13 protein-coding genes and 1 riboswitch are annotated in these 19,629 nt (G+C 72.6%); of the genes, 6 read left to right on the forward strand and 7 right to left on the reverse strand.

The features are described 5' to 3' along the window. Window positions 1–62: 62 nt before the first annotated feature. From IE264_RS16400 to IE264_RS16420, 5 genes are read right to left on the reverse strand one after another with little or no spacing between them, the layout of a single operon-like run. Entirely contained in the window at window positions 63–905 is an 843-nt protein-coding gene (locus IE264_RS16400) for an ECF transporter S component family protein (RefSeq protein WP_051821696.1), read from the reverse strand. Next, window positions 902–2,647, reverse strand: coding sequence for an ABC transporter ATP-binding protein (locus IE264_RS16405; RefSeq protein ID WP_032754352.1), 1,746 nt, complete (start codon window positions 2,645–2,647; stop codon window positions 902–904). Before IE264_RS16405 ends, IE264_RS16400 begins: the two co-directional genes overlap by 4 nt. Next, a complete protein-coding gene (locus IE264_RS16410) occupies window positions 2,644–3,825 on the reverse strand; it encodes an energy-coupling factor transporter transmembrane component T (protein ID WP_032754355.1) in 1,182 nt (393 codons plus the stop codon). The genes IE264_RS16405 and IE264_RS16410 overlap by 4 nt, the downstream gene beginning before the upstream one ends. 7 nt (window positions 3,826–3,832) lie before the next feature. Beyond that, window positions 3,833–4,768, reverse strand: coding sequence for a hypothetical protein (locus IE264_RS16415; protein ID WP_032754358.1), 936 nt, complete (start codon window positions 4,766–4,768; stop codon window positions 3,833–3,835). After that, window positions 4,765–7,524, reverse strand: a complete 2,760-nt coding sequence (locus tag IE264_RS16420) for a prenyltransferase/squalene oxidase repeat-containing protein (protein ID WP_032754939.1) — start codon at window positions 7,522–7,524, stop codon at window positions 4,765–4,767. The genes IE264_RS16415 and IE264_RS16420 overlap by 4 nt, the downstream gene beginning before the upstream one ends. Window positions 7,525–7,888: 364 nt before the next feature. Then, window positions 7,889–7,965: riboswitch (cobalamin riboswitch) on the forward strand. A 121-nt stretch (window positions 7,966–8,086) separates the two neighbouring features. On the opposite strand from IE264_RS16420, the gene IE264_RS16425 reads away from it, so the two are divergent. Next, window positions 8,087–9,532: a prenyltransferase/squalene oxidase repeat-containing protein gene (locus IE264_RS16425; RefSeq protein ID WP_032754361.1), complete on the forward strand. Its 1,446-nt coding sequence runs from the start codon at window positions 8,087–8,089 to the stop codon at window positions 9,530–9,532. Between the two features lie 28 nt (window positions 9,533–9,560). On the opposite strand, the gene IE264_RS16430 is transcribed toward IE264_RS16425, so the two are convergent. Continuing rightward, window positions 9,561–11,066: a short-chain fatty acyl-CoA regulator family protein gene (locus tag IE264_RS16430; protein WP_032754363.1), complete on the reverse strand. Its 1,506-nt coding sequence runs from the start codon at window positions 11,064–11,066 to the stop codon at window positions 9,561–9,563. Window positions 11,067–11,439: 373 nt separating this feature from the next. Here IE264_RS16430 and aceA point away from each other — a divergent pair, with 373 nt between their 5' ends. From aceA to pgm, 5 genes are all read left to right on the forward strand, one after another. Continuing rightward, complete coding sequence (gene aceA / locus IE264_RS16435; RefSeq protein WP_015606772.1) at window positions 11,440–12,720, forward strand: isocitrate lyase; 1,281 nt, start codon at window positions 11,440–11,442, stop codon at window positions 12,718–12,720. A gap of 82 nt (window positions 12,721–12,802) precedes the next feature. Continuing rightward, window positions 12,803–14,395: a malate synthase A gene (gene aceB, locus IE264_RS16440; protein ID WP_032754365.1), complete on the forward strand. Its 1,593-nt coding sequence runs from the start codon at window positions 12,803–12,805 to the stop codon at window positions 14,393–14,395. After that, window positions 14,392–15,261, forward strand: coding sequence for a 3-hydroxybutyryl-CoA dehydrogenase (locus tag IE264_RS16445; RefSeq protein WP_032754367.1), 870 nt, complete (start codon window positions 14,392–14,394; stop codon window positions 15,259–15,261). Before aceB ends, IE264_RS16445 begins: the two co-directional genes overlap by 4 nt. A 245-nt stretch (window positions 15,262–15,506) precedes the next feature. Next, window positions 15,507–16,577, forward strand: a complete 1,071-nt coding sequence (locus IE264_RS16450) for a chitinase (RefSeq protein ID WP_015606769.1) — start codon at window positions 15,507–15,509, stop codon at window positions 16,575–16,577. 208 nt (window positions 16,578–16,785) lie between these two features. Further along, entirely contained in the window at window positions 16,786–18,429 is a 1,644-nt protein-coding gene (gene pgm / locus IE264_RS16455) for a phosphoglucomutase (alpha-D-glucose-1,6-bisphosphate-dependent) (protein WP_032754369.1), read from the forward strand. A 33-nt stretch (window positions 18,430–18,462) separates the two neighbouring features. Here pgm and rho read toward each other — a convergent pair whose 3' ends face one another. Then, window positions 18,463–19,602, reverse strand: coding sequence for a transcription termination factor Rho (rho, locus tag IE264_RS16460; RefSeq protein ID WP_032754371.1), 1,140 nt, complete (start codon window positions 19,600–19,602; stop codon window positions 18,463–18,465). Between the last annotated feature and the right edge of the window lie 27 nt (window positions 19,603–19,629).

Below are 19,629 nucleotides of genomic sequence, written 5' to 3' on the forward strand. Positions count from 1 at the left end.
GACTTCCCCCAAAGAAGTGATCGCCGTTGCGGCGGTTGCCGAATCTATCAAGTGCCGTCGCGTCAGGGGCCTTCGGACTTCGGTGCGGCGAACCGCACCGGGGCGCGGAAGCGGGCCTTGCGGGCGGCCCGGCGGAACGTGGTGAGGACGGCGGGGCCGGCCAGGGTGATGCAGACGAAGTTCGTGACGGCCCGTCCGGTGTCCCAGCCGAGGGAGGTCGCCACGTCGAAGGCGAGGTAGCGCTGCCACTGCTCGGTGAAGGGAAGGCCGGGCAGGTAGGCGATGGAGCTGTTCGGGTCCACCGAGAACGGCCAGAAGGAGAGGTTCAGCAGAAAACCGAAGAGGTAGCCGGAGAGCGATCCGTAGACCGCGAGCATCATCACCTCGCGGCGGCCCGTGGCGCGGGGCAGCAAGCCCGCGAGCATGCCGACGAACGCGCAGCCGAACATCTGGTACGGCATCCAGGGGCCGACCCCGCCGGTGATCAGCGCGGAGGCGAAGAGCGAGGTGCAGCCCAGCGTGAAGCCGAAGCCGGGACCGTAGACGCGTCCCGCCAGGACCAGGACGAAGAACACCGTCTCGATGCCCGCCGTGCCCGCGCCGAGCGGGCGCAGCGCCGCGTTGACGGCGGAGAGCACCCCGAGCATCGCCAGGGCCTTGGAGTTGATGCCGCCCTCGGCGATCTCGGAGATCACCACGCACAGGACCAGGACCAGCAGGACGCCGAAGATCAGCGGCGGAGCGTAGTTGGCCCCCAGGCGCCCCGGTGCGACGAGGAACGGCCAGAAGAAGGCGACCAGCCCGAGGAAGGCGGCCATGGCGATGACGATTGAGGCGCGCGGGCCGATGCGGATGGCGCCCGCGGGGCGCCCGGTGAGGTCCGGCAGCTCCGGGAGTTCCTTCACGCCCCCGCCTCCTCGGCCGGCAGCACCGACGTCACCTGGTCCACCGTCAGATAGGGCAGCGGCGAGAGGATCTTCGCCACCTGCGGGGCGAAGACGGGGGAGGCGACGATCACTTCGGTGGTCGGCCCGTCCGCGACGATGTCGCCCTCGGCCATCACCACCACCCGGTCCGCCGCGCGGGCCGCGAACTCGACGTCATGGGTCGAGATCACCACCGACCTTCCCTCGGCGGCCAGTTCGTCGACCATGGAGATGAGCTGGGTCTTCGCCCGGTAGTCGAGCCCCCGGGTGGGCTCGTCCAGCAGCAGCACCCGGGGTGCCGCCGTCAGCTGGATGGCGAGGACCAGCGCCAGCTTCTGCCCCTCGGAGAGGTCGCGCGGGTGGGCCGCGCCGTCGATGCCGGGAGCCAGCCGGTCCAGGATCACGCGGGCGGTGAGCCCGCCGTCCGACGCCGACGCCGACGACTCGATGTCGGCCTGGTCGAGCTCCTGTTCGACGCTCTCCAGGTAGAGCAGGTCGGTCGGGGTCTGCGGGACGAGACCGACGAGCGCTCTGGCCTCGGCCGCGGAGAGGTTCTTGGGGTCGCTGCCCTTCGCCGGTCCGCGCGAGCCGCCCGATCCACGCGAGCTGTCCGGTCCGCGCGAGCCGCCCGATCCGGTCCCGCCGACCGAGCCGCCCGTACCGTCCGCGTTGCCTGAAGCGACCCGTACCGTACCGGACTTGCGCGGCCCCGAGCCCTGGAGCGCCCACAGGAGCGACGACTTGCCCGAGCCGTTGCGGCCCATCAGCGCGGTGATCTCGCCGCCCCGCAGATCGAGGTCCACCTCACGGACCGCCGCGACACCCCGGTACGCCACCGTGATCCCGCGCGCGGTGAGCAGGGCCGCACCCGGCTCCTCCGGCACCGGGCGGACGGCCGGGGCCGGGACGGCCGCCAGGGCGGTGCGCAGCGGGGCGGCGGCCCGGCGGGCGTCCCGGACCGAGAGCGGCAGCGGCGACCAGCGCGCGGCACGGCCGAGCTCCACGATGGGCGGCGCGATCGACGACGTGGCGAAGATGTCCGCCGGCGGGCCCGAGACCACGCGGCCGTCGCCGGGGAGGTGGATGACCCGGTCCGCGTACTGCACCACCCGTTCCAGGCGGTGCTCCGCCAGCAGCACCGTGACCCCCAGGTCGTGGACGAGCCGGGTCACCGCGGCCAGGACCTCCTCCGCTGCCGTCGGGTCGAGCGCGGACGTCGGCTCGTCCAGCACCAGGACGCGGGGGTGGGCGGTGAGGACCGAGCCGATGGCCACGCGCTGCTGCTGCCCGCCGGAGAGCTCGTACAGCGCCCGGTGGCGCAGATCGGCGAGCCCGAGCAGATCGAGGGTCTCCTCCACCCGCTTGCGCATCACCGCCGGAGAGATCGCCAACTGCTCCATCGCGTAAGCGAGTTCCTCCTCCACCGTGTCCGTGACGAACCCGTCCAGCGGGTCCTGTCCGACCACACCGACGACATCGGCGAGTTCGCGGGGCGGGTGGCCGGCGGTGGTGCGGCCGTCGACGGTGACCGTGCCGTACAGCGTGCCGCCGGTGAAGTGCGGCACGAGCCCGTTGACCGCGCCCAGCAGAGTCGACTTGCCGACCCCCGTATGGCCCACCACGAGGCAGAGTTCGCCCTCGTCGACCACCAGGTTCACGTCCCGCAGGACCGGCTCGTCGGCCCCGTCGTACACGACGGTGACCTGGTCGAAGGTGATCATGCGGCTTCCTCGGTGCGCGGCGCGGAGACGTACGGGACGGGCTTGCCCGGCGGCGGCGCCAGGAACCCGGCCGCCCCGGCGAGCAGGACGGCGGCGGCCGGGACGAGCGGCAGCGTCGGCCAGCTGAGGGGATAGATGGACGGGTTCAACGCGGCCGGGTCGTAACCGACGTTGACGAACAGCAGCACCGCCGAGAGCACCCCGCAGGACGCCACCGCCCACTCCGCGAACCGCCAGGGATCGGGCCGGTACGTCGTCCGCGTCACCCGGCGCCCGCCGAGCCGCAGCCCGGCCAGGCAGAGCACCGCACCGGCCGCCAGCGCGGGCAGCCCCAGCAGCTTCGGGGCGGTCGGGTCGAGGAGCCCGTACGCCCCGGCGCAGAGCCCGCACATGCCCAGGAGCATCAGCGTCCCGGTCAGCCGGCGCGAGCCACGCGTGGCGGAACCCGCCCGCCCGTAACCGCGCGAATCCATCGCCGCCGCCAGCCGCAGCGACCGCTCCAGCGCGTCCTCCAGCACGGGCACCACGATGCTCCGCAGCGCCTTGAGCCCCTTGTTGCGCCCGGCCCGCAGCCGGCGGGCGCGCGCCACCCGCTGGACGCTCTGGACCAGTTGCGGGGCCACGCTGATCGAGACGGTGACGGCCACGCCGAGCTCGTACAGTGCGCCGGGCAGCACGCGCAGCGCCCGTTTCGGGTTGGCGAGCGTGTTCGCAGCGCCGATGCAGCACAGCATGCAGGCGAGCCGGAGCCCGTCCGTGGCGGCCGACAGCAGCGCCTCCAGGGAGACCGGGCCGCCGAGCTGGATCCCCGCGTACCAGTCCGGGGTCGGGATGTGCGGCAGGGAGAAGAGGTGGTGGTCCGTCGGCCGCATCCCGGTGGCGAAGACCGCCCGGAAGACCACCCGGATCGCGACGACCGTCAGCGCCAGATAGAGGTAGTACTTGAAGCCGCGCGCCCACGGGGCCTCGGTCCGCCGCATGGTGATGACATAGCCGAGCACCGCGAGGACCAGGAAGAGCAGCAGCGGGTTGTTGGTGCGGCTGACGGCGGTGGCCAGGGCGAGCGCCCAGATCCACCAGGCGAGCGGATGCAGGGTACGCGGGAGCCGCCTCCCGCCGGTGTCCGGCCCGGGGGCGGACACCGGCGGGCGGGCTTTCACAGCAGCGGTACGGGGCACAGGGGCGCTACTCCGCACGGCGGCGGCGCTTCGCGGCGAACACGGCCGCGCCACCGATCACCGCCACGAGCCCGGCCGTCGCAGCGACGGGCACCACCGAGCCGGAGTCGTGCTCCGCGTCCGGCACCGGGGCGGCGTCCACCACCTTCGCCGCACCGCCCGGCGCCGCCACCACCTCGCTCGGCGACGCGGAGGCCGGGACCGAGGCGCTGGGGGAGGGGGACGGAGAGGCGGACGGGGAAGCGGTGGCGGAGGGGAACGGCGAAGGGGACACCGCAGTCTCCGAGGGGGCCGCGTCGGGAGGCGGCGGGGCCTGGCCGCCACCGCCGGGCTGCTGTGGGGTGGTCCGTACGGGATCAGGCTTCGGTTTCGGCGCCGGATCGCCGCCCGTGGGGCGCGTGTTGTGGGCGCGCAGCTGGTCCGGCGTGATCGTCGGGCGGCCCTTCGTGCCCTCGATGTCCGTCCCCCCGAAGATCCACAGGTCCACGCTGCCCGGCCGGGGCTTGTAGCTCATGGCCCCGAGCTGGCTGTACTCCCAGGTGTTCTCGCCGGGGTTCGCGTGCCAGTACGACCAGTAGGCGGAGGCGGGCGGGGTGAGGACGCAGTCCTCCTGCTGGGGCCTCGGGTACTGCTTGCCGCCCTGATGGCCGCTGTAGCCGATCCGGCAGATGAACGCCGGGCCGTCGTGCCCGGTGCCGGTGGTCTGCCAGCCGCCCTGGTTGAGCAGCTCGTAGCCCGTGGTCGGCGTCGTACCGCACGAGCGGTAGACGGGACCGCCCCAGTGGCTGAAGTCGACGGCCAGGACGACGCCCGACGAGGCAGTGCACCGGCCGATCGGCTGTGGGGCGGCCCCCGCCGGAGAGGCGGGCGCGAGGAGCGCCGCGCCCGTCAGGCCGATCACGGCCAGGACAGGGCCGACGATCCGGCGGAAGCGGGACCTCACAGGTCACCGCCCACGGCCGTACGCCGGTGGCGGGCGGCCACGACCGCGCCCCAGCCCGCCATGACGAGTGCGGCGGCCGCTCCCGCCAGGCCGAGCGCCTGCGTACCGGTCGAGGCGAGGCCCCCACCGCCACCACCCGCGTCCACGATGCCTCCGCAGCCCGCGCTGCCGCCGGGCGTGACGATCACCGGCGTGGTGGAGGAGGACGGCACCGGATTCGGTGTCGTACCGTCCAGGCTGCGCGCCAGCACACCGAACGAGATGCCGGTCGAACCGCCCACCGCCTGCGTCGAGGCACGGAGGTCGGAGCCCCGCTGCCCCTCCTTGGCCACGTTGAAGCCGCCGTCCGCGTTCTGCTGTGAGGCGAGGAACGTGCGGGCCTTCGCGATCTGCTTGCCGTACTTCTCGGCATCCAGGGAGAGGCCCTGCACGGCGAGAGCCGCCGAGTTCACCGAGTTGCCCGCCGCGCCCGGGAAGCCGCCGTCCTTCAGCTGCTTCGAGGCGATCCACGCCAGTGCCTTGTCCACGGCCGCCGCGTGGGCGTCGCCGGGTACCAGGTCCAGCGCCATCGCCGCCATAGCGGTGGAGTCGACGTCCGCGTCACCGGTCGGCGGGACCAGGCTGGGCCAGGCTCCCGAGGAGGTGTTCTGGAGCCCGGCCAGATAGCCGACCGGGGCCTCGGCCGCCTTCTCCTCGCCCGCCCGCACCTGGGCGATGACGCCGAGGGACTGGCCGAAGACGGACATCGCGTAGGTGTAGGCGCCCTTGTCGGCGCAACTGCGGTCCGGCTGGGCGCTCTTCGCCGTGCAGACCGCGTCGGCCAGACCGGCGATCAGGTCCTTGCCGCCGAAGTCGCGCGGGTCGCGGTCGACGACCTGGGCGAGCAGCGCCGCCTTGCCCATGGAGCCGCCCATGGCGTGCGCGGAGCCGGCGTTGGTCCAGTCGTGCACCGTACGGGCTTCGCCGTCCTTGCCGCCCCGGTCCAGGAAGTCCACGATTCCGCGCAGCGCGTCGTTGTCGTGGCCGGTCGCGGCCAGCGCGAAGGCGCCGTCGATGGTGAGGCCGAAGTCGGCCCGCCCGGTGGGCCCGCCCGCCGCGTAGTAGCGCCCCTGCTGGAGGTGGGCGGGGCTGGTGAGGTAGGCGACGCCCTTCCTGAGGTTCGGGCCGTCACCGGAAGGAGGAGGCGTCGTGGTGGGCGGCGTCGTCGGGGGAGTGGTCGGCGGCTCGGTGGGCTCGGGCACCTTCGTGGTCAGGGTGACCAGGCTGGTGCCACTGCCCGCCAGCACGGCGGGGACCGTCGCGTAGAGCGCGGGGTCCTCGGCCCCCTCGTCCAACCCGAAGCCGCCGTAGGTGAGTTGCTCCCGCGAGAGCCACCAGATGGCCGTATCGGCCGCACGGACCTCACCGAGCGCGCGCAGCGCCTGCGCCGCGTAGGCGGTGGCCGGGACGGAGCCGGTGGTGGACCCGTTGTACCCGGGGAACGCGCCGCTCCTCAGCTGCGCCTTCTTGAGGTAAGCGCGCGCCTTGGCGACGGTGGCGTCGTGGCCGCCCGCCTCGTCCAGCACCAGGGCGACGAGACCGGTGGTCATCGGGTCGCCGTCGCAGAACTCGTCCGGGCCGATGAGGATGCTGGTCACCGAGCCGTCCTCGCAGACCAGTTGGGTCAGCCGGGTCACGGTCTCGGCCGGCGGTACGACCCCGCCGCGCAGCAGCGCCAGCACGGCCAGTGCCTGCCCGTCGCCGTACGAGGCGCCCCGGAAGTCGCCCTTGGCCGTGCACCCCGGGCCGGGGCCCGTCAGGCAGACGTTCTTCTCCAGGTCGCCGAGCAGATCGTGCCCGCCGAAGTCACGCGGGTCGCCCTCGGTGATCTCGGCGAGCAGGGCCAGCCGGGCCGCCGCGGCGGCGTCGGGCGCCTCCTCCGGGCCCGCCGCGTAGGCGTACTCATCGGTGCCCGAGGCGAGGCGTGCCACCACCTTGTCCAGGGCCGGGCTCCTGCCGCCGGCTGCGGCGAGCGCGTACGCGGCCTCGGTGGTGAGGAAGTAGTTCGGGGTCTCGGAGCCCTCGTCCACCACATGGCTGCCGTCGTGCAGCTGCTGGGTCACCCAGCGGGCGGCGGCCTCCACGTCGATCTTCCCGACCGGCACGCTCGGGCCGTCCGTCGGGGTGTCCGACGGATCCGGGGTCGTGCCCCCGCCCGCGCGGACGTCGTCGGGCGTGAAGGTGGGTCGGCCGGTGGTGCCGCCGACGTCCGTCCCGCCGAACACCCAGGCGTCCACGTCGCCCGCCCCGGGCTTGCGGTCCATGGCGCCGAGCGGACTGTAGGACCAGCTCGCCTGGCCGGGCGAGGCGATCCAGTACGACCAGTAGGCGGTGGCCTGCGGGGTGAGGACGCAGTCCTCGGTGGCCGGAGTCGGGTACTGCGTACCGGAGTTGAAGGAGCCGTTACCGAGGCGGCAGATGAAGCCGGGGCCGTCGTGCCGAGTGCCCTCGGTGGTGAACCCGCCGTCGCGCAGGAGCTCGTACCCGGTGGTCGGGGTGGTGTCGCAGCCGCGCACCACACCGCCGCCGAACGGGCCGAAGTCCACCGCGACGACCGCGCCATGGGTGGCCGTGCACTGCTCGACGGGGTCGGCGGCCGCCGGAGCTGCGCCGGTGACGAAGGCCACGCTCGCGGCGAAGGTCACCGCCGCCGCCGCGAACAGCGAGAGGATTCTCCTGCCGGCCGGCCGCCGGTCATGCTGCTGTGCGGTCCCCACCACGGCCCCTCGTGTCGTCCGGGCGGGCCATGCGTGGCAGACGGCTCCCCGGGACGCGGCCGTGAAAGGGCCGCCCGCAGGGAGCTGTTCGAACCACGCCGTAGTCCGCGACGGCGCTTCTCGCTGAAATTCCAGGCCCCAGGCATTCCGGCTCGCCCGCGCGGTGGCGGGCCTACGGTTGCGGGTCAGCGCCGGATTCCGACCGGCTTCCCCTGAGGCTGAGTGCTTATCAGGCGGATTGGAACACGCTCTCGAAGAGACCGTCAAGGTGGTCTGCGTCTCGTTGCTTTCGCGCCTCCCGTGCGCCCCCGGCCGTCCCTGGCGCGCCCTTGCCGCCTCGGGTAGCGTCCTGGCCTGCCACGAGGGGGAACCCGGTGCGAATCCGGGGCTGACGCGCAGCGGTGTGGGACGGCAGGGGGCCGTTCCCGAGCCCGAATGCCCTACTGGCAGCCGTATCACCGAAGCCGTACCCACGCGTTTGGGCGCCGGCCACCCACCTCTGCCCTCTGTGCGTACCCGGGGGCGTGCGGTGCCGTGCGCCCCTCATTCCAGGAGCAGGCACATGCCCCGTTCTGTCACCCCCCGTACCTCCCGTACCTTCCGTACCTCCCGAGCGTCTCGCCGCCTTGCCCTCGTGGTCCCCGCCGCCCTGGGGGCCTTCGTCCTCGCGGCGCTGCCCGCGGCCGCGACCTCGACCCCCGCCCAGATAGCCACCTCGAAGACCAACGGTGTGGCGTACCTCAAGTCCCTCCAGGCCGCCGACGGTTCGTACGCGGGCTCCGGGCTCTCCAACGAGTGGGCCTTCAGCACGTTCGCCGCCGCCGGGACGGCCGCCGTGGACGTGACGCCCGGCGGCGACGCGACGAAGAACGCCCGCACCGTCTACCGCAATCTGCTCTCCACCCCCGGCTGGCCCTCCGCCACCCCCGTCGTCACCGACTACGAGCGCGGCACGCTCAACGCGTACGCCGCCGGGATCGACCCCGCCCGCGTCTCCGCCTCGCGCAACCTGATCGCCGACACCTACGGCTACTGGCAGAACGCGGAGGCCGGGTACTTCGGCCCGTCCGCGAACTACAACGGGACGGTCTTCGCAGCCCTCGCGCTGGGCGGTGCCAGAACCCAGGCGGGCGCCCAGCGCGTACCTCAAGCGCTCGTCGACAAGATCGTCACCCGGGTCCGGGCCAACCAGCACAACGACGGCGGCTGGACCTACAGCAAGGCCGAGGGCAACGCGACCGAGCTGGCCAAGCCGGGCGACATCGACATGACGGGCGCCTCGATGGCCGCGCTCTGCGTCTCCGGCGTCCCGAACACCGACCCCGACATCGTCCAGGCCAAGGCGTTCCTCAAGAGCAAGCTGATCAACGCCTCCGGCGCGTTCAACGCCCTGTACGGCATCAACACCAGCTCCAACGGCTGGGCCGTCTCCGGCCTCAACGCCTGCGGCATCAACCCGCAGACCGGCGACTTCCTCACCCCGGCGGGGAAGACCCCGGTCGACTTCCTGATCGCCAACCAGTTCAACCCGGCCGGCGGCTTCAAGTACCAGCCCTCGGACACCACCCCGTCCGCCTACTCCTCCACCGACGCCCTGCGCGCCGTCGCCGGCGGCGGCTTCACCGCCGCACCGCCCACCCCGGTCACGGTCGGCGCGCCCACCTGGGTCGCGGCAAGCGGCTTCATCTCCGGTACGGCGACGAAGCTGGCGCTCACCGTGGACGACGGCACCGGCACCCTGAAGGTCTGCAACGTCGCCTTCACCCCCACCGGCACCACGACCGACCTCGGCACCGTCCTGGCCGCCGCGTCGACCGCCTCCACCCCGGCCGGCTGCGTCACCTCCGTGGTCCCCGCCTCCGGGACGGGCACCATCACCTCCATCAACGGCAAGGCCAACACCGGCTCAGCGACCTGGAAGGTGTCCACCGACGGCTCGGCGTTCGCCGGGGCAACCCGTAACAAGGTGATCGGCGTCGGCGACACGATCGCGCTGCGCTTCTCCTGACCCGGTCCGGCGAGGGGGCGCGCCCCGGCTACTCGGGCGCCCCCTTCACCGGGTACGGCACGAACGTGCTGCTGTTCTCGTCGATGGCCAGCGGCTGCCCCAGCGGCGGGACCGCGCGCTGCGGGCAGTCCAGCCGTTCGCAGATCCGGCAGCCCATCCCGATCGGTGTCGCGGCCGAGGCGTTGTCCAGGTCGAGCCCGTCGGAGTAGACGAGCCGCCCCGCGTGCCGGATCTCGCAGCCGAGCCCGATCGCGAACGTCTTCCCCGGCTCGCCCCAGCCGCCCCGGTGCCGGGTCACGGCCCGCGCGGTCCACAGGTAGCGCTGCCCGTCGGGCATGGCTGCGATCTGTACGTGGATGCGTCCGGGAGCGGCGAACGCCTCGTACACGTTCCAGAGCGGGCAGGTGCCGCCGGCGCGCGAGAAGTGGAACCCGGTCGCGGACTGCCGCTTGGACATGTTCCCGGCCCGGTCGACCCGGACGAAGGAGAACGGGACCCCGCGCAGCCGGGGCCGCTGGAGCGTGGAGAGCCGGTGGCAGACCGTCTCGTAGCCGAGCCCGAAGTGGTCGGTGAGGCGCTCGATGTCGTACCGGACCTCCTCGGCAGCCGTGTGGAAGGCGCCGTACGGGAGGATCAGCGCGCCCGCGAAGTAGTTGGCGACCCCGATCCTCGCCAGCGGCCAGGTCGCGGACCCCTCGTCGTAGTCCTCCGAGGCCAGTTGCGAGATCTCCCGGCCGTATTCGAGCAGCGCCAGCTGGGTGGCCATCCGGAAGGCCTGCTGCCCCGGCCGGAGGCGGCTGGAGAGGTACAGCACCCGCGCGTCCCGGTCGAAGTGGTGCAGCCGGCCCGTGTCCGCGCCGCCGGAAGTGCCCCTGCTGCTTTCGTCGCTGCCGTGCCGCGCCTGACGGCGGCTGCCCGACGCGCCCCCGGGCCTGCTCTGCCGGTCGGCGGCGGTGGCCAGCCGGATGCCGTGCCGCCCGGTGAGCCGGGCCGCGAGCGCGGTGACGACCTCGCCGGGGCGCACCCCGATCTGCGCCGCCAGCTCCTCCGCCGCCACGTCCGCCTCGTGCAGGTAGTTCTGCCGCCGGTAGAAGAACTCGCGGATCTCCTCGTGCGGGGAGCGCGGCAGGTCGGGACCGCCGCCGCCCCGCAGCTCGGCGGCCTCCGCGAGCCGTCCGGCCAGGGCCTGGTTGCGCCGGCCGAGGTCGAGCAGGACGGAGGCGACGCCGGGCAGCCGCGAGGCCAGCTCGGAGAGCTCGGCGGCCGAGACCCGGGCCGCGCCGACCTCGTCGGCGAGCGCCTCGCGGAGGTCGGCCAGCACGCGGGTGGTGTCCCGCTCCGAGAAGAAGCCCGGATCCACGCCGAACGCCTCGGTCAGCCGCAGCAGCACCGGCACCGTCAGGGGGCGCGAATCGTGCTCCATCTGGTTCAGATAGCTCGGCGAGATCGCCAGCATCCGGGCCAGCTCCGCCTGGCTCAGCCCGCGCTCCTCACGCAGCCTGCGCAGCCGCGCGCCCGCGTAGGTCTTGCTCACTCCGGGGCCCTTTCCGCCATGGTCCACATGTCGACAACCCTAGCTGCGAAGTGGTGGTCCCGGCCCTTCGCAACCTTGGCAAAGTGCGCGGAAAGATTCGCAGAACTTGGCATGCGTACCCGGTTGTTGGCACTCAGTGCCACTGTCAGAGTTGCTCCTGCGGCCCACCGGACACCGGCTCCGGACCGGGTTACCGAGCACGATTTCACGCCCTGACGTCGTACTCCTCGGGATTCCGGACCGATCGGCCGGGCGCATTGCTTACCGTTCCACCTCGGAGGTCCGGTGGGCCGCACCTGGAAGCCACGTCACTCAGTGACGCGGACTTCGCACCATTCACAAGATCGACCCACACGACTTCGGGAGTAACGCCATGGCGCAGGCAAGGACGACGGCGGAAGAGCTGGCGCAACGGTGGGCGAGCGACCCCCGCTGGAAGGGCATCGAGCGCACCTACAGCGCCGAGGACGTGGTGCGGCTCTCCGGCAGCGTCCGCGAGGAGCACACCCTCGCCCGGCGCGGCGCCGAGCGGCTCTGGCGCCAGCTGCACGAGCAGGACTACATCCACGCGCTCGGCGCCCTGACCGGCGGCCAGGCCGTCCAGCAGGTCAAGGCGGGCCTTCAGGCCATCTACCTCTCCGGCTGGCAGGTCGCCGCCGACGCCAACCTGGCCGGCCACACCTACCCCGACCAGAGCCTGTACCCGGCCAACTCGGTGCCGAGCGTGGTCCGCAGGATCAACAACGCCCTGCTGCGCGCCGACCAGATCGCCACCGCCGAGGACGCGGGCGACACCACCGACTACCTGGCCCCGATCGTCGCCGACGCGGAGGCCGGCTTCGGCGGACCGCTCAACGCCTTCGAGCTGACCAAGGCGATGATCGAGGCCGGTGCGGCCGGTATCCACTACGAGGACCAGCTCGCCTCCGAGAAGAAGTGCGGCCACCTCGGCGGCAAGGTCCTCGTCCCCACCGCCCAGCACGTGCGGACCCTCAACGCGGCCCGCCTCGCCGCCGACATCGCCGATGTGCCCACCCTGATCGTGGCCCGCACCGACGCGCTCGCCGCCAACCTCATCACCAGCGACGTGGATGAGCGCGACGCCCGGTTCGTCACGGGGGAGCGGACCGCCGAGGGCTTCTACCGGGTGCAGAACGGCATGGCCCCGGTCATCTCCCGCGGCCTCGCCTACGCCCCGTACGCCGACCTCATCTGGGTCGAGACCGGCACCCCGGACCTCGCCCAGGCCCGCGAGTTCGCCGAGGCGATCCACGCCGAGCACCCGGACCAGATGCTCGCGTACAACTGCTCGCCCTCCTTCAACTGGCGGGCCGCGCTGGACGACGACCAGATCGCCAAGTTCCAGCGGGAGCTGGGCGCGATGGGCTACCGCTTCCAGTTCATCACCCTGGCCGGTTTCCACTCCCTCAACCACGCCATGTTCGACCTGGCGCGCGGCTACGCCGAGCAGGGCATGACCGCCTATGTCGACCTCCAGGAGCGCGAGTTCGCCGCCCAGGAGCACGGCTTCACCGCGGTCAAGCACCAGCGCGAGGTCGGCACCGGCTACTTCGACCAGGTCTCCACCGCCATCAACCCCGCCTCCTCCACCACGGCCCTCACCGGCTCCACGGAGGAGGAGCAGTTCCACTAGCAGCCCCTGCCGGCCGCGGGGGCACCCACATCCCCCCGCGGCCGGGGTCCGCCCCCGCCCACGCCCCGCTGAGGAGACCCGTATGACCACCCTTGTCACAACCGGCCGCGTCCAGGTCCTCGGCGTACCGGGCGACCGGCACGAGGAGGTCCTCACCCCCGAGGCCCTCGACTTCATCGCCCGCCTAGACGCGGCCTTCGCCGCCCGCCGCTTCGACCTGCTGACCGAGCGCCGCCGCCGCTCCGCGCTGCTGCGCGGCGGCACCCCGCTCGACTTCTCGCGGGCCACCAAGTCGATCCGCGAGGACCCCGACTGGCGGGTCGCCCGGCCCGCCCCGGGCCTCACCGACCGCCGGGTGGAGATCACCGGCCCGCCCGACCGGCGGATGGCGGTCAACGCCCTGGGCTCCGGTGCCCAGGTGTGGATGGCGGACTTCGAGGACGCCACCTCGCCCACCTGGGAGAACATCGTCCAGGGCCAGCTGACCCTGATCGACGCCATCGACCGGCGCATCGACTTCACCAGCGAGGCCGGCAAGGAGTACCGGCTCACCGACCGGCCCGCCACCATCATGGTCAGGCCCCGGGGCTGGCATCTCACGGAGAAGCACCTCGTCATCGACGAACGGCCCGTTCCCGCCGCCCTGGTCGACTTCGGCCTCTACTTCTTCCACTGCGCCCGGCGGCAGCTCGACGCCGGCAGTGGACCGTACTTCTACCTGCCCAAGCTGGAGAACCGGTACGAGGCCCGCCTCTGGAACGACGTCTTCCTCCTCGCCCAGGAGCTGCTGGACATCCCCCGCGGCACGGTCCGTGCCACCGTCCTCATCGAGACGATCACCGCCGCGTTCGAGATGGAGGAGATCCTCTACGAGCTGCGCGAACACAGCGCCGGCCTCAACGCGGGCCGCTGGGACTACCTCTTCAGCCTGATCAAGAACTTCGCGCACCGCCCCGACTTCGTCCTCCCCGACCGGTCCACCGTCACCATGACCGCCCCCTTCCTGCGCGCCTACACCGAACTCCTGGTCCGCACCTGCCACAAGCGCGGCGCCCACGCCATCGGCGGCATGGCCGCCCAGGTCCCCGGCGGGGACGACGGGGCGCAGGAGGCGGCACTGGCCAAGGTCCGGCTCGACAAGGAACGCGAGGCGGAGGACGGCTTCGACGGCTCCTGGGTCGCCCACCCGGGGCTCGTCCCCGTCTGCCGGACCGTCTTCGACGGGGTGCTCGGCGACCGGCCGCACCAGCTGGAACGCACCCGCGACGACGTCCACGTCACCGCCGAGGAGCTCGTCGCCGTACGCCGCACGGCGGGGCGCCCGACCCCCGCCGGTGTCCGCGACAACATCGCCGTCACCCTGCGGTACTACGACGCCTGGCTGGGCGGCCGGGGAGCCGTCGCCCTCAACGGCCTCATGGAGGACGCGGCGACCGCCGAGATCGCCCGGGTCCAGATCTGGCAGTGGCTCAAGCACAGGGCCGTCGACCGCGAAACGGTGGAGCGGCTCTTCGAGGAGGAGCTCGCCACGCTCGGCGCCACGTACCCCTGGGCCCGGCTCGACCAGGTCCGCGACCTCTTCGAACGCACCGCCCTCGCCAAGGAGCTGCCCGCCTTCTTCACCACGGAGGCGTACGCACGCCACCTCGTCGGCCGACCGGTGGTGCAGGCATGAGCGCCCGCATCGCCCGGGTGGGCATCGTCGGCGGCGGTCAGATGGGCGCCGGGATCGCCGAGGTCTGCGCCCGTGCCGGAGTGCACACGGTCGTCTGCGAGGCGGACGCCACGGCCGCCGACCGGGCCCGCGAGCGGGTCGCGGTCTCGCTGGAACGAGCCGTGCAGCGCGGCAAGCTGGGCCGTCCGACCGCCGAGGACGCCCTCGGCAGGCTGGTCTTCACGGGCGACCTCGACGCCCTGGCCGACCGTCAGCTCGTGGTCGAGGCCGTAGTCGAGAACGCCGAGGCCAAGACGGAGGTCTTCACCGCCCTCGACAAGATCGTCGAGGACCCGGGGGCCATTCTGGCGACCAACACCTCCGCCATCCCCGTGATGCGTCTCGGCATGGCCACCCACCGCGCCGACCAGGTGCTGGGCCTGCACTTCTTCAACCCCGTGCCCGTGCTGCCGCTGGTGGAGGTCGTCCCCTCCCTGCACACCGCGCCCGCCACGGTCGCGGCGGCCGAGGAGTTCGTGACCTCGGTGCTCGGCAAGACGGTGGTCCGCTCCCAGGACCGGTCCGGCTTTGTCGTGAACGCGCTGCTGATCCCGTACCTGCTCTCCGCGATCCGGATGGCCGAGTCCGGTTTCGCGACCGCCGCCGACGTCGACGCCGGCATGGAGCTGGGCTGCGCCCACCCGATGGGCCCGCTCAAGCTCGCCGACCTGATCGGCCTGGACACGGTGGCCTCCATCGCCGCATCGCTGTACGAGGAGTTCAAGGAACCGCTCTACGCCCCGCCGCCGCTGCTCCAGCGCATGGTGGAGGCGGGGCTGCTCGGCCGGAAGACCGGCCGAGGGTTCCACACGTACGACCGGGGCTGAGGGGCCCGGGTTCCAGGCGCGGCTGAGGGGCCGCGACCGGTGACCGGACGGGGTGGGAAGCAGTTGACTGTGCTGCTTCCCACCCCGCCGCGGTGTTTCCCCGCCCCGAGCTGGGCAGCCTGGTCCAGACCTCTTGACCGAAGGTCTGGACCATTCTACGGTTTGGCAGGGTCACGACACAGGGCGGGTCGGGGCGAACCTTTCGCACCGACGGCGGCGGACCCGGGCAGGAAGGACTACGGATCATGGGCCGTACATCACGACTGCTGGGCCTCGGCCTGGCGGCGGCGCTCGTCGTACCGATGCTGGTCGGAGCCGCCCCGCCGAAGACCGCGGAAAGGAACACCGCCACGGCCGCCGAGACCTGCGCGGTCAAGTCGAAGCCGACCGGCAAGGTGCTCCAGGGATACTGGGAGAACTGGGACGGCGCCGCCAACGGTGTGCACCCGCCGCTCGGCTGGATCCCGATCACGGACTCCCGGATCACCCAGCACGGGTACAACGTCATCAACGCGGCCTTCCCCGTCATCCGCTCGGACGGCACCGTCCTGTGGGAGGACGGCATGGACAACACCGTCAAGGTCGCCACCCCCGCGGAGATGTGCCAGGCCAAGGCCTCCGGTCTTACCACCCTCATGTCGATCGGCGGCGCGACCGCCGGGATCGACCTCAGCTCCAGCGCGGTCGCCGACCGGTTCGTCGCGACCGTCGTCCCGATCCTGAAGAAGTACAACTTCGACGGCATCGACATCGACATCGAGACCGGCCTGGTCGGCAGCGGCAACATCAACCAGCTCTCCGCGTCGCAGGCCAACCTCATCCGCATCATCGACGGCGTCCTCGCCGCGATGCCGTCGAACTTCGGCCTCACCATGGCCCCCGAGACGGCGTACGTCACCGGGGGCAGCGTGGTCTACGGCTCGATCTGGGGCGCGTACCTGCCCATCATCAAGAAGTACGCCGACAACGGCCGCCTGTGGTGGCTGAACATGCAGTACTACAACGGCAGCATGTACGGCTGCTCCGGCGACTCCTACTCCGCCGGTACGGTCGCCGGCTTCACCGCTCAGACGGACTGCCTGAACAGGGGGCTCGTCATCCAGGGCACCACCATCAAGGTCCCCTACGACAAGCAGGTGCCCGGTCTCCCCGCCCAGCCCGGCGCGGGCGGCGGCCACATGTCCACCTCGCTCGTCTCCCAGGCCTGGAACCACTACAACGGCTCCCTCAAGGGGCTGATGACCTGGTCCCTGAACTGGGACGGCTCCAAGGGCTGGACCTTCGGCGACAACGTGAAGCGTCTGCAGGGCCGCTGACCCCGAGCCCACCGCGCCCCCGGTCCCGCCCCGGACCGGGGGCGCGGTGCTGTCCCGGCCGGGCGGCCACGCGAGGAAGGCGTGAACCCGTCACGCACCCATGCGGGGCAAGGAGACAGAATCGGGTACGGATCGGGGTGATCGTCCGCCCCGGGACGGCGGCCCGCTCCCCGGGCCGGTGATGACGAAGACGCAAGAGGAGACCCCGATGGTGCACGCACGGGCCGGGCAGCCGGCGCAGTCAGCGGACCTGGTCGACGTGGCACGGCTGGTGACGGCCTATTACGCCCTCCACCCCGATCCGGCCGAGCCCGCCCAGCGGGTGGCCTTCGGCACCTCGGGCCACCGCGGCTCCGCCCTCGCGGCCGCGTTCAACGACGACCACATCGCCGCCACCACCCAGGCGATCTGCGACTACCGGGCCCGGCAGGGGACCGACGGGCCGCTCTTCCTGGGCGCCGACACCCACGCCCTGTCCGAGCCCGCCCGGGTCACCGCGCTGGAGGTCCTGGCCGCCAACGGGGCCACCGTCCTGATCGACAGCGACGACGGCTACACCCCGACGCCCGCCGTCTCGCACGCCATCCTGACGTACAACCACGGGCGCACCGACCACCTGGCCGACGGCATCGTGGTCACCCCGTCGCACAACCCGCCCGCCGACGGCGGCTTCAAGTACAACCCGCCCAACGGCGGACCGGCCGCCTCGGACGCCACCTCCTGGATCCAGGACCGGGCCAACGCCCTGATCGAGGCCGGACTCGGGGAGGTCCGTCGCATCCCGTACGCCCGCGCGCTGGCCGCCGACACCACGGGTCGCTACGACTTCCTGAGCCATTACGTCGACGACCTGCCCTCCGTCCTCGACCTCGACGCCGTACGGGACGCGGGCATCCGGATCGGCGCCGACCCGCTCGGCGGCGCCTCCGTCGGCTACTGGGGGCGGATCGCGGAGCGGCACCGGATCGACCTCACCGTGGTCAACCCGCTCGCCGACCCCACCTGGCGGTTCATGACGCTGGACTGGGACGGGAAGATCCGGATGGACTGCTCGTCCCCGCACGCCATGGCCTCGCTGATCGAACAGCGCGACGCGTACACCATCGCCACCGGCAACGATGCCGACGCGGACCGCCACGGCATCGTCACCCCCGACGGCGGCCTGATGAACCCCAACCACTACCTGGCCACCGCCATCGACTACCTCTACACCCACCGCGAGGGCTGGCCCGCCGGTACCGGCATCGGCAAGACGCTGGTCTCCTCCTCGATGATCGACCGGGTCGCCCACGACCTCGGCCGCACCCTGGTGGAGGTACCGGTCGGCTTCAAGTGGTTCGTGGACGGGCTGTTCGACGGCAGCCTCGGCTTCGGCGGCGAGGAGTCGGCCGGCGCCTCGTTCCTGCGCCGCGACGGCCGCGTCTGGACCACGGACAAGGACGGCATCCTGCTGGCCCTGCTCGCCTCCGAGATCACCGCCGTCACCGGCTCCACCCCCTCCCAGCGGTACGCCCAGCTCACCGCCCGCTTCGGCGACCCGGCGTACGCCCGCGTGGACGCGCCCGCCACCCGCGAGGAGAAGGCGGTCCTGGCCAAGCTCTCCCCGCAGCAGGTCAAGGCCGACACCCTCGCCGGGGAGCCCATCACCGCGGTCCTCACCGAGGCACCGGGCAACGGGGCCGCGATCGGCGGCCTCAAGGTCTGCACCGACAGCGCCTGGTTCGCCGCCCGCCCCTCGGGCACGGAGGACGTCTACAAGGTGTACGCGGAGAGCTTCCAGGGGCCCGAACACCTCGGGCGGGTCCAGGAGGAGGCGCGCGCCCTGGTCTCGGAGGCGCTGGGCAGCGCCTGAGCCGGCGGGTACGCGACCACCGTGCCCGGCCCGCTAGGCGCCCGGCACGGTGGGCTGCACCTGACGGAGGAACGTCGCGTTGTCCGGGGTGCGCCGGACCTTGTCCAGCAGCGCCTCCAGGGCGCCATGACCGTCCCGGGCATGCAGGGCGCGGCGCAGCGCCCGTACGGTGGACAGCTCGACGGGGCCCGTCAGCAGCTCCTCACGGCGGGTGCCGGAGCGGGCGATGTCGACGGCGGGGAAGACCCGCCGGTCCGCCAGCGAGCGGTCCAGGCGCAGCTCCATGTTGCCGGTCCCCTTCAGCTCCTCGAAGAAGAACTCGTCGGCGCGGGAGCCCGTCTCCACCAGCGCGGTCGCCAGGATGGTGAGCGAGCCGCCCTCCTCGGCGGACCGCGCGGCCCCGAACAGCTTCTTGGGGCCGGCCAGGGCCGCCGCGTCGACGCCGCCGCTCAGGGTGCGGCCGCCCGATCCGGCCGCGTTGTTGTGGGCGCGGCACAGCCGGGTGAGGGAGTCCAGCAGGACCACCACGTCGCGGCCCTGCTCGACGAGGCGCTTGGCGCGCTCCACGGCCAGGTCGGCGAGGGCGATGTGCTCCTTGGCGGGCCGGTCGAAGGTGGAGGCGTACACCTCGCCGCGCACGGAGCGCCGCATGTCGGTGACCTCCTCGGGGCGTTCGTCCAGGAGGACCACCATCAGATGGCACTCGGGGTGGTTGGTGGCGACGGCGGCGGCGAGCTGCTGGAGCAGGACCGTCTTGCCGGTCCTGGGCGGTGCGACGAGCAGGCCGCGCTGGCCCTTGCCGACGGGGGAGACCAGATCGACGATCCGGAGCGCCGGACCGCCCTTCGGGGTCTCCAGCCGCAGCCGCTCGGTGGGGTGGACCGGGGTGAGGTCGTGGAAGTGGGCGCGGCCGCCCGAAGTCTGCGGCGCGAGGCCGTTGACCCGGTCGACGGTGTCGAGGACGCGGGGCCGCTCGCAGCTCCCCTCGACGGCGTCGCCCTTGCGCAGGCCGTACCGGCGCATCAGCGCGGGAGAGACCTTGATGTCGTCGGGGGAGGGGTGGCCGGCCCGGACACGGAGCAGGCCGTGGCCGCCGGGGGCGGTGTCCAGGAGACCTGCGGCCCGGACGGGGCGCGGCTCACGGAGTACGGGGCGTTCGAGTGTGGTGGCCATGGGAGGGGTCCTTTCGCGGACGTGGCG

This window comes from Streptomyces microflavus (assembly GCF_014650075.1).
Taxonomy (GTDB): domain Bacteria; phylum Actinomycetota; class Actinomycetes; order Streptomycetales; family Streptomycetaceae; genus Streptomyces; species Streptomyces microflavus.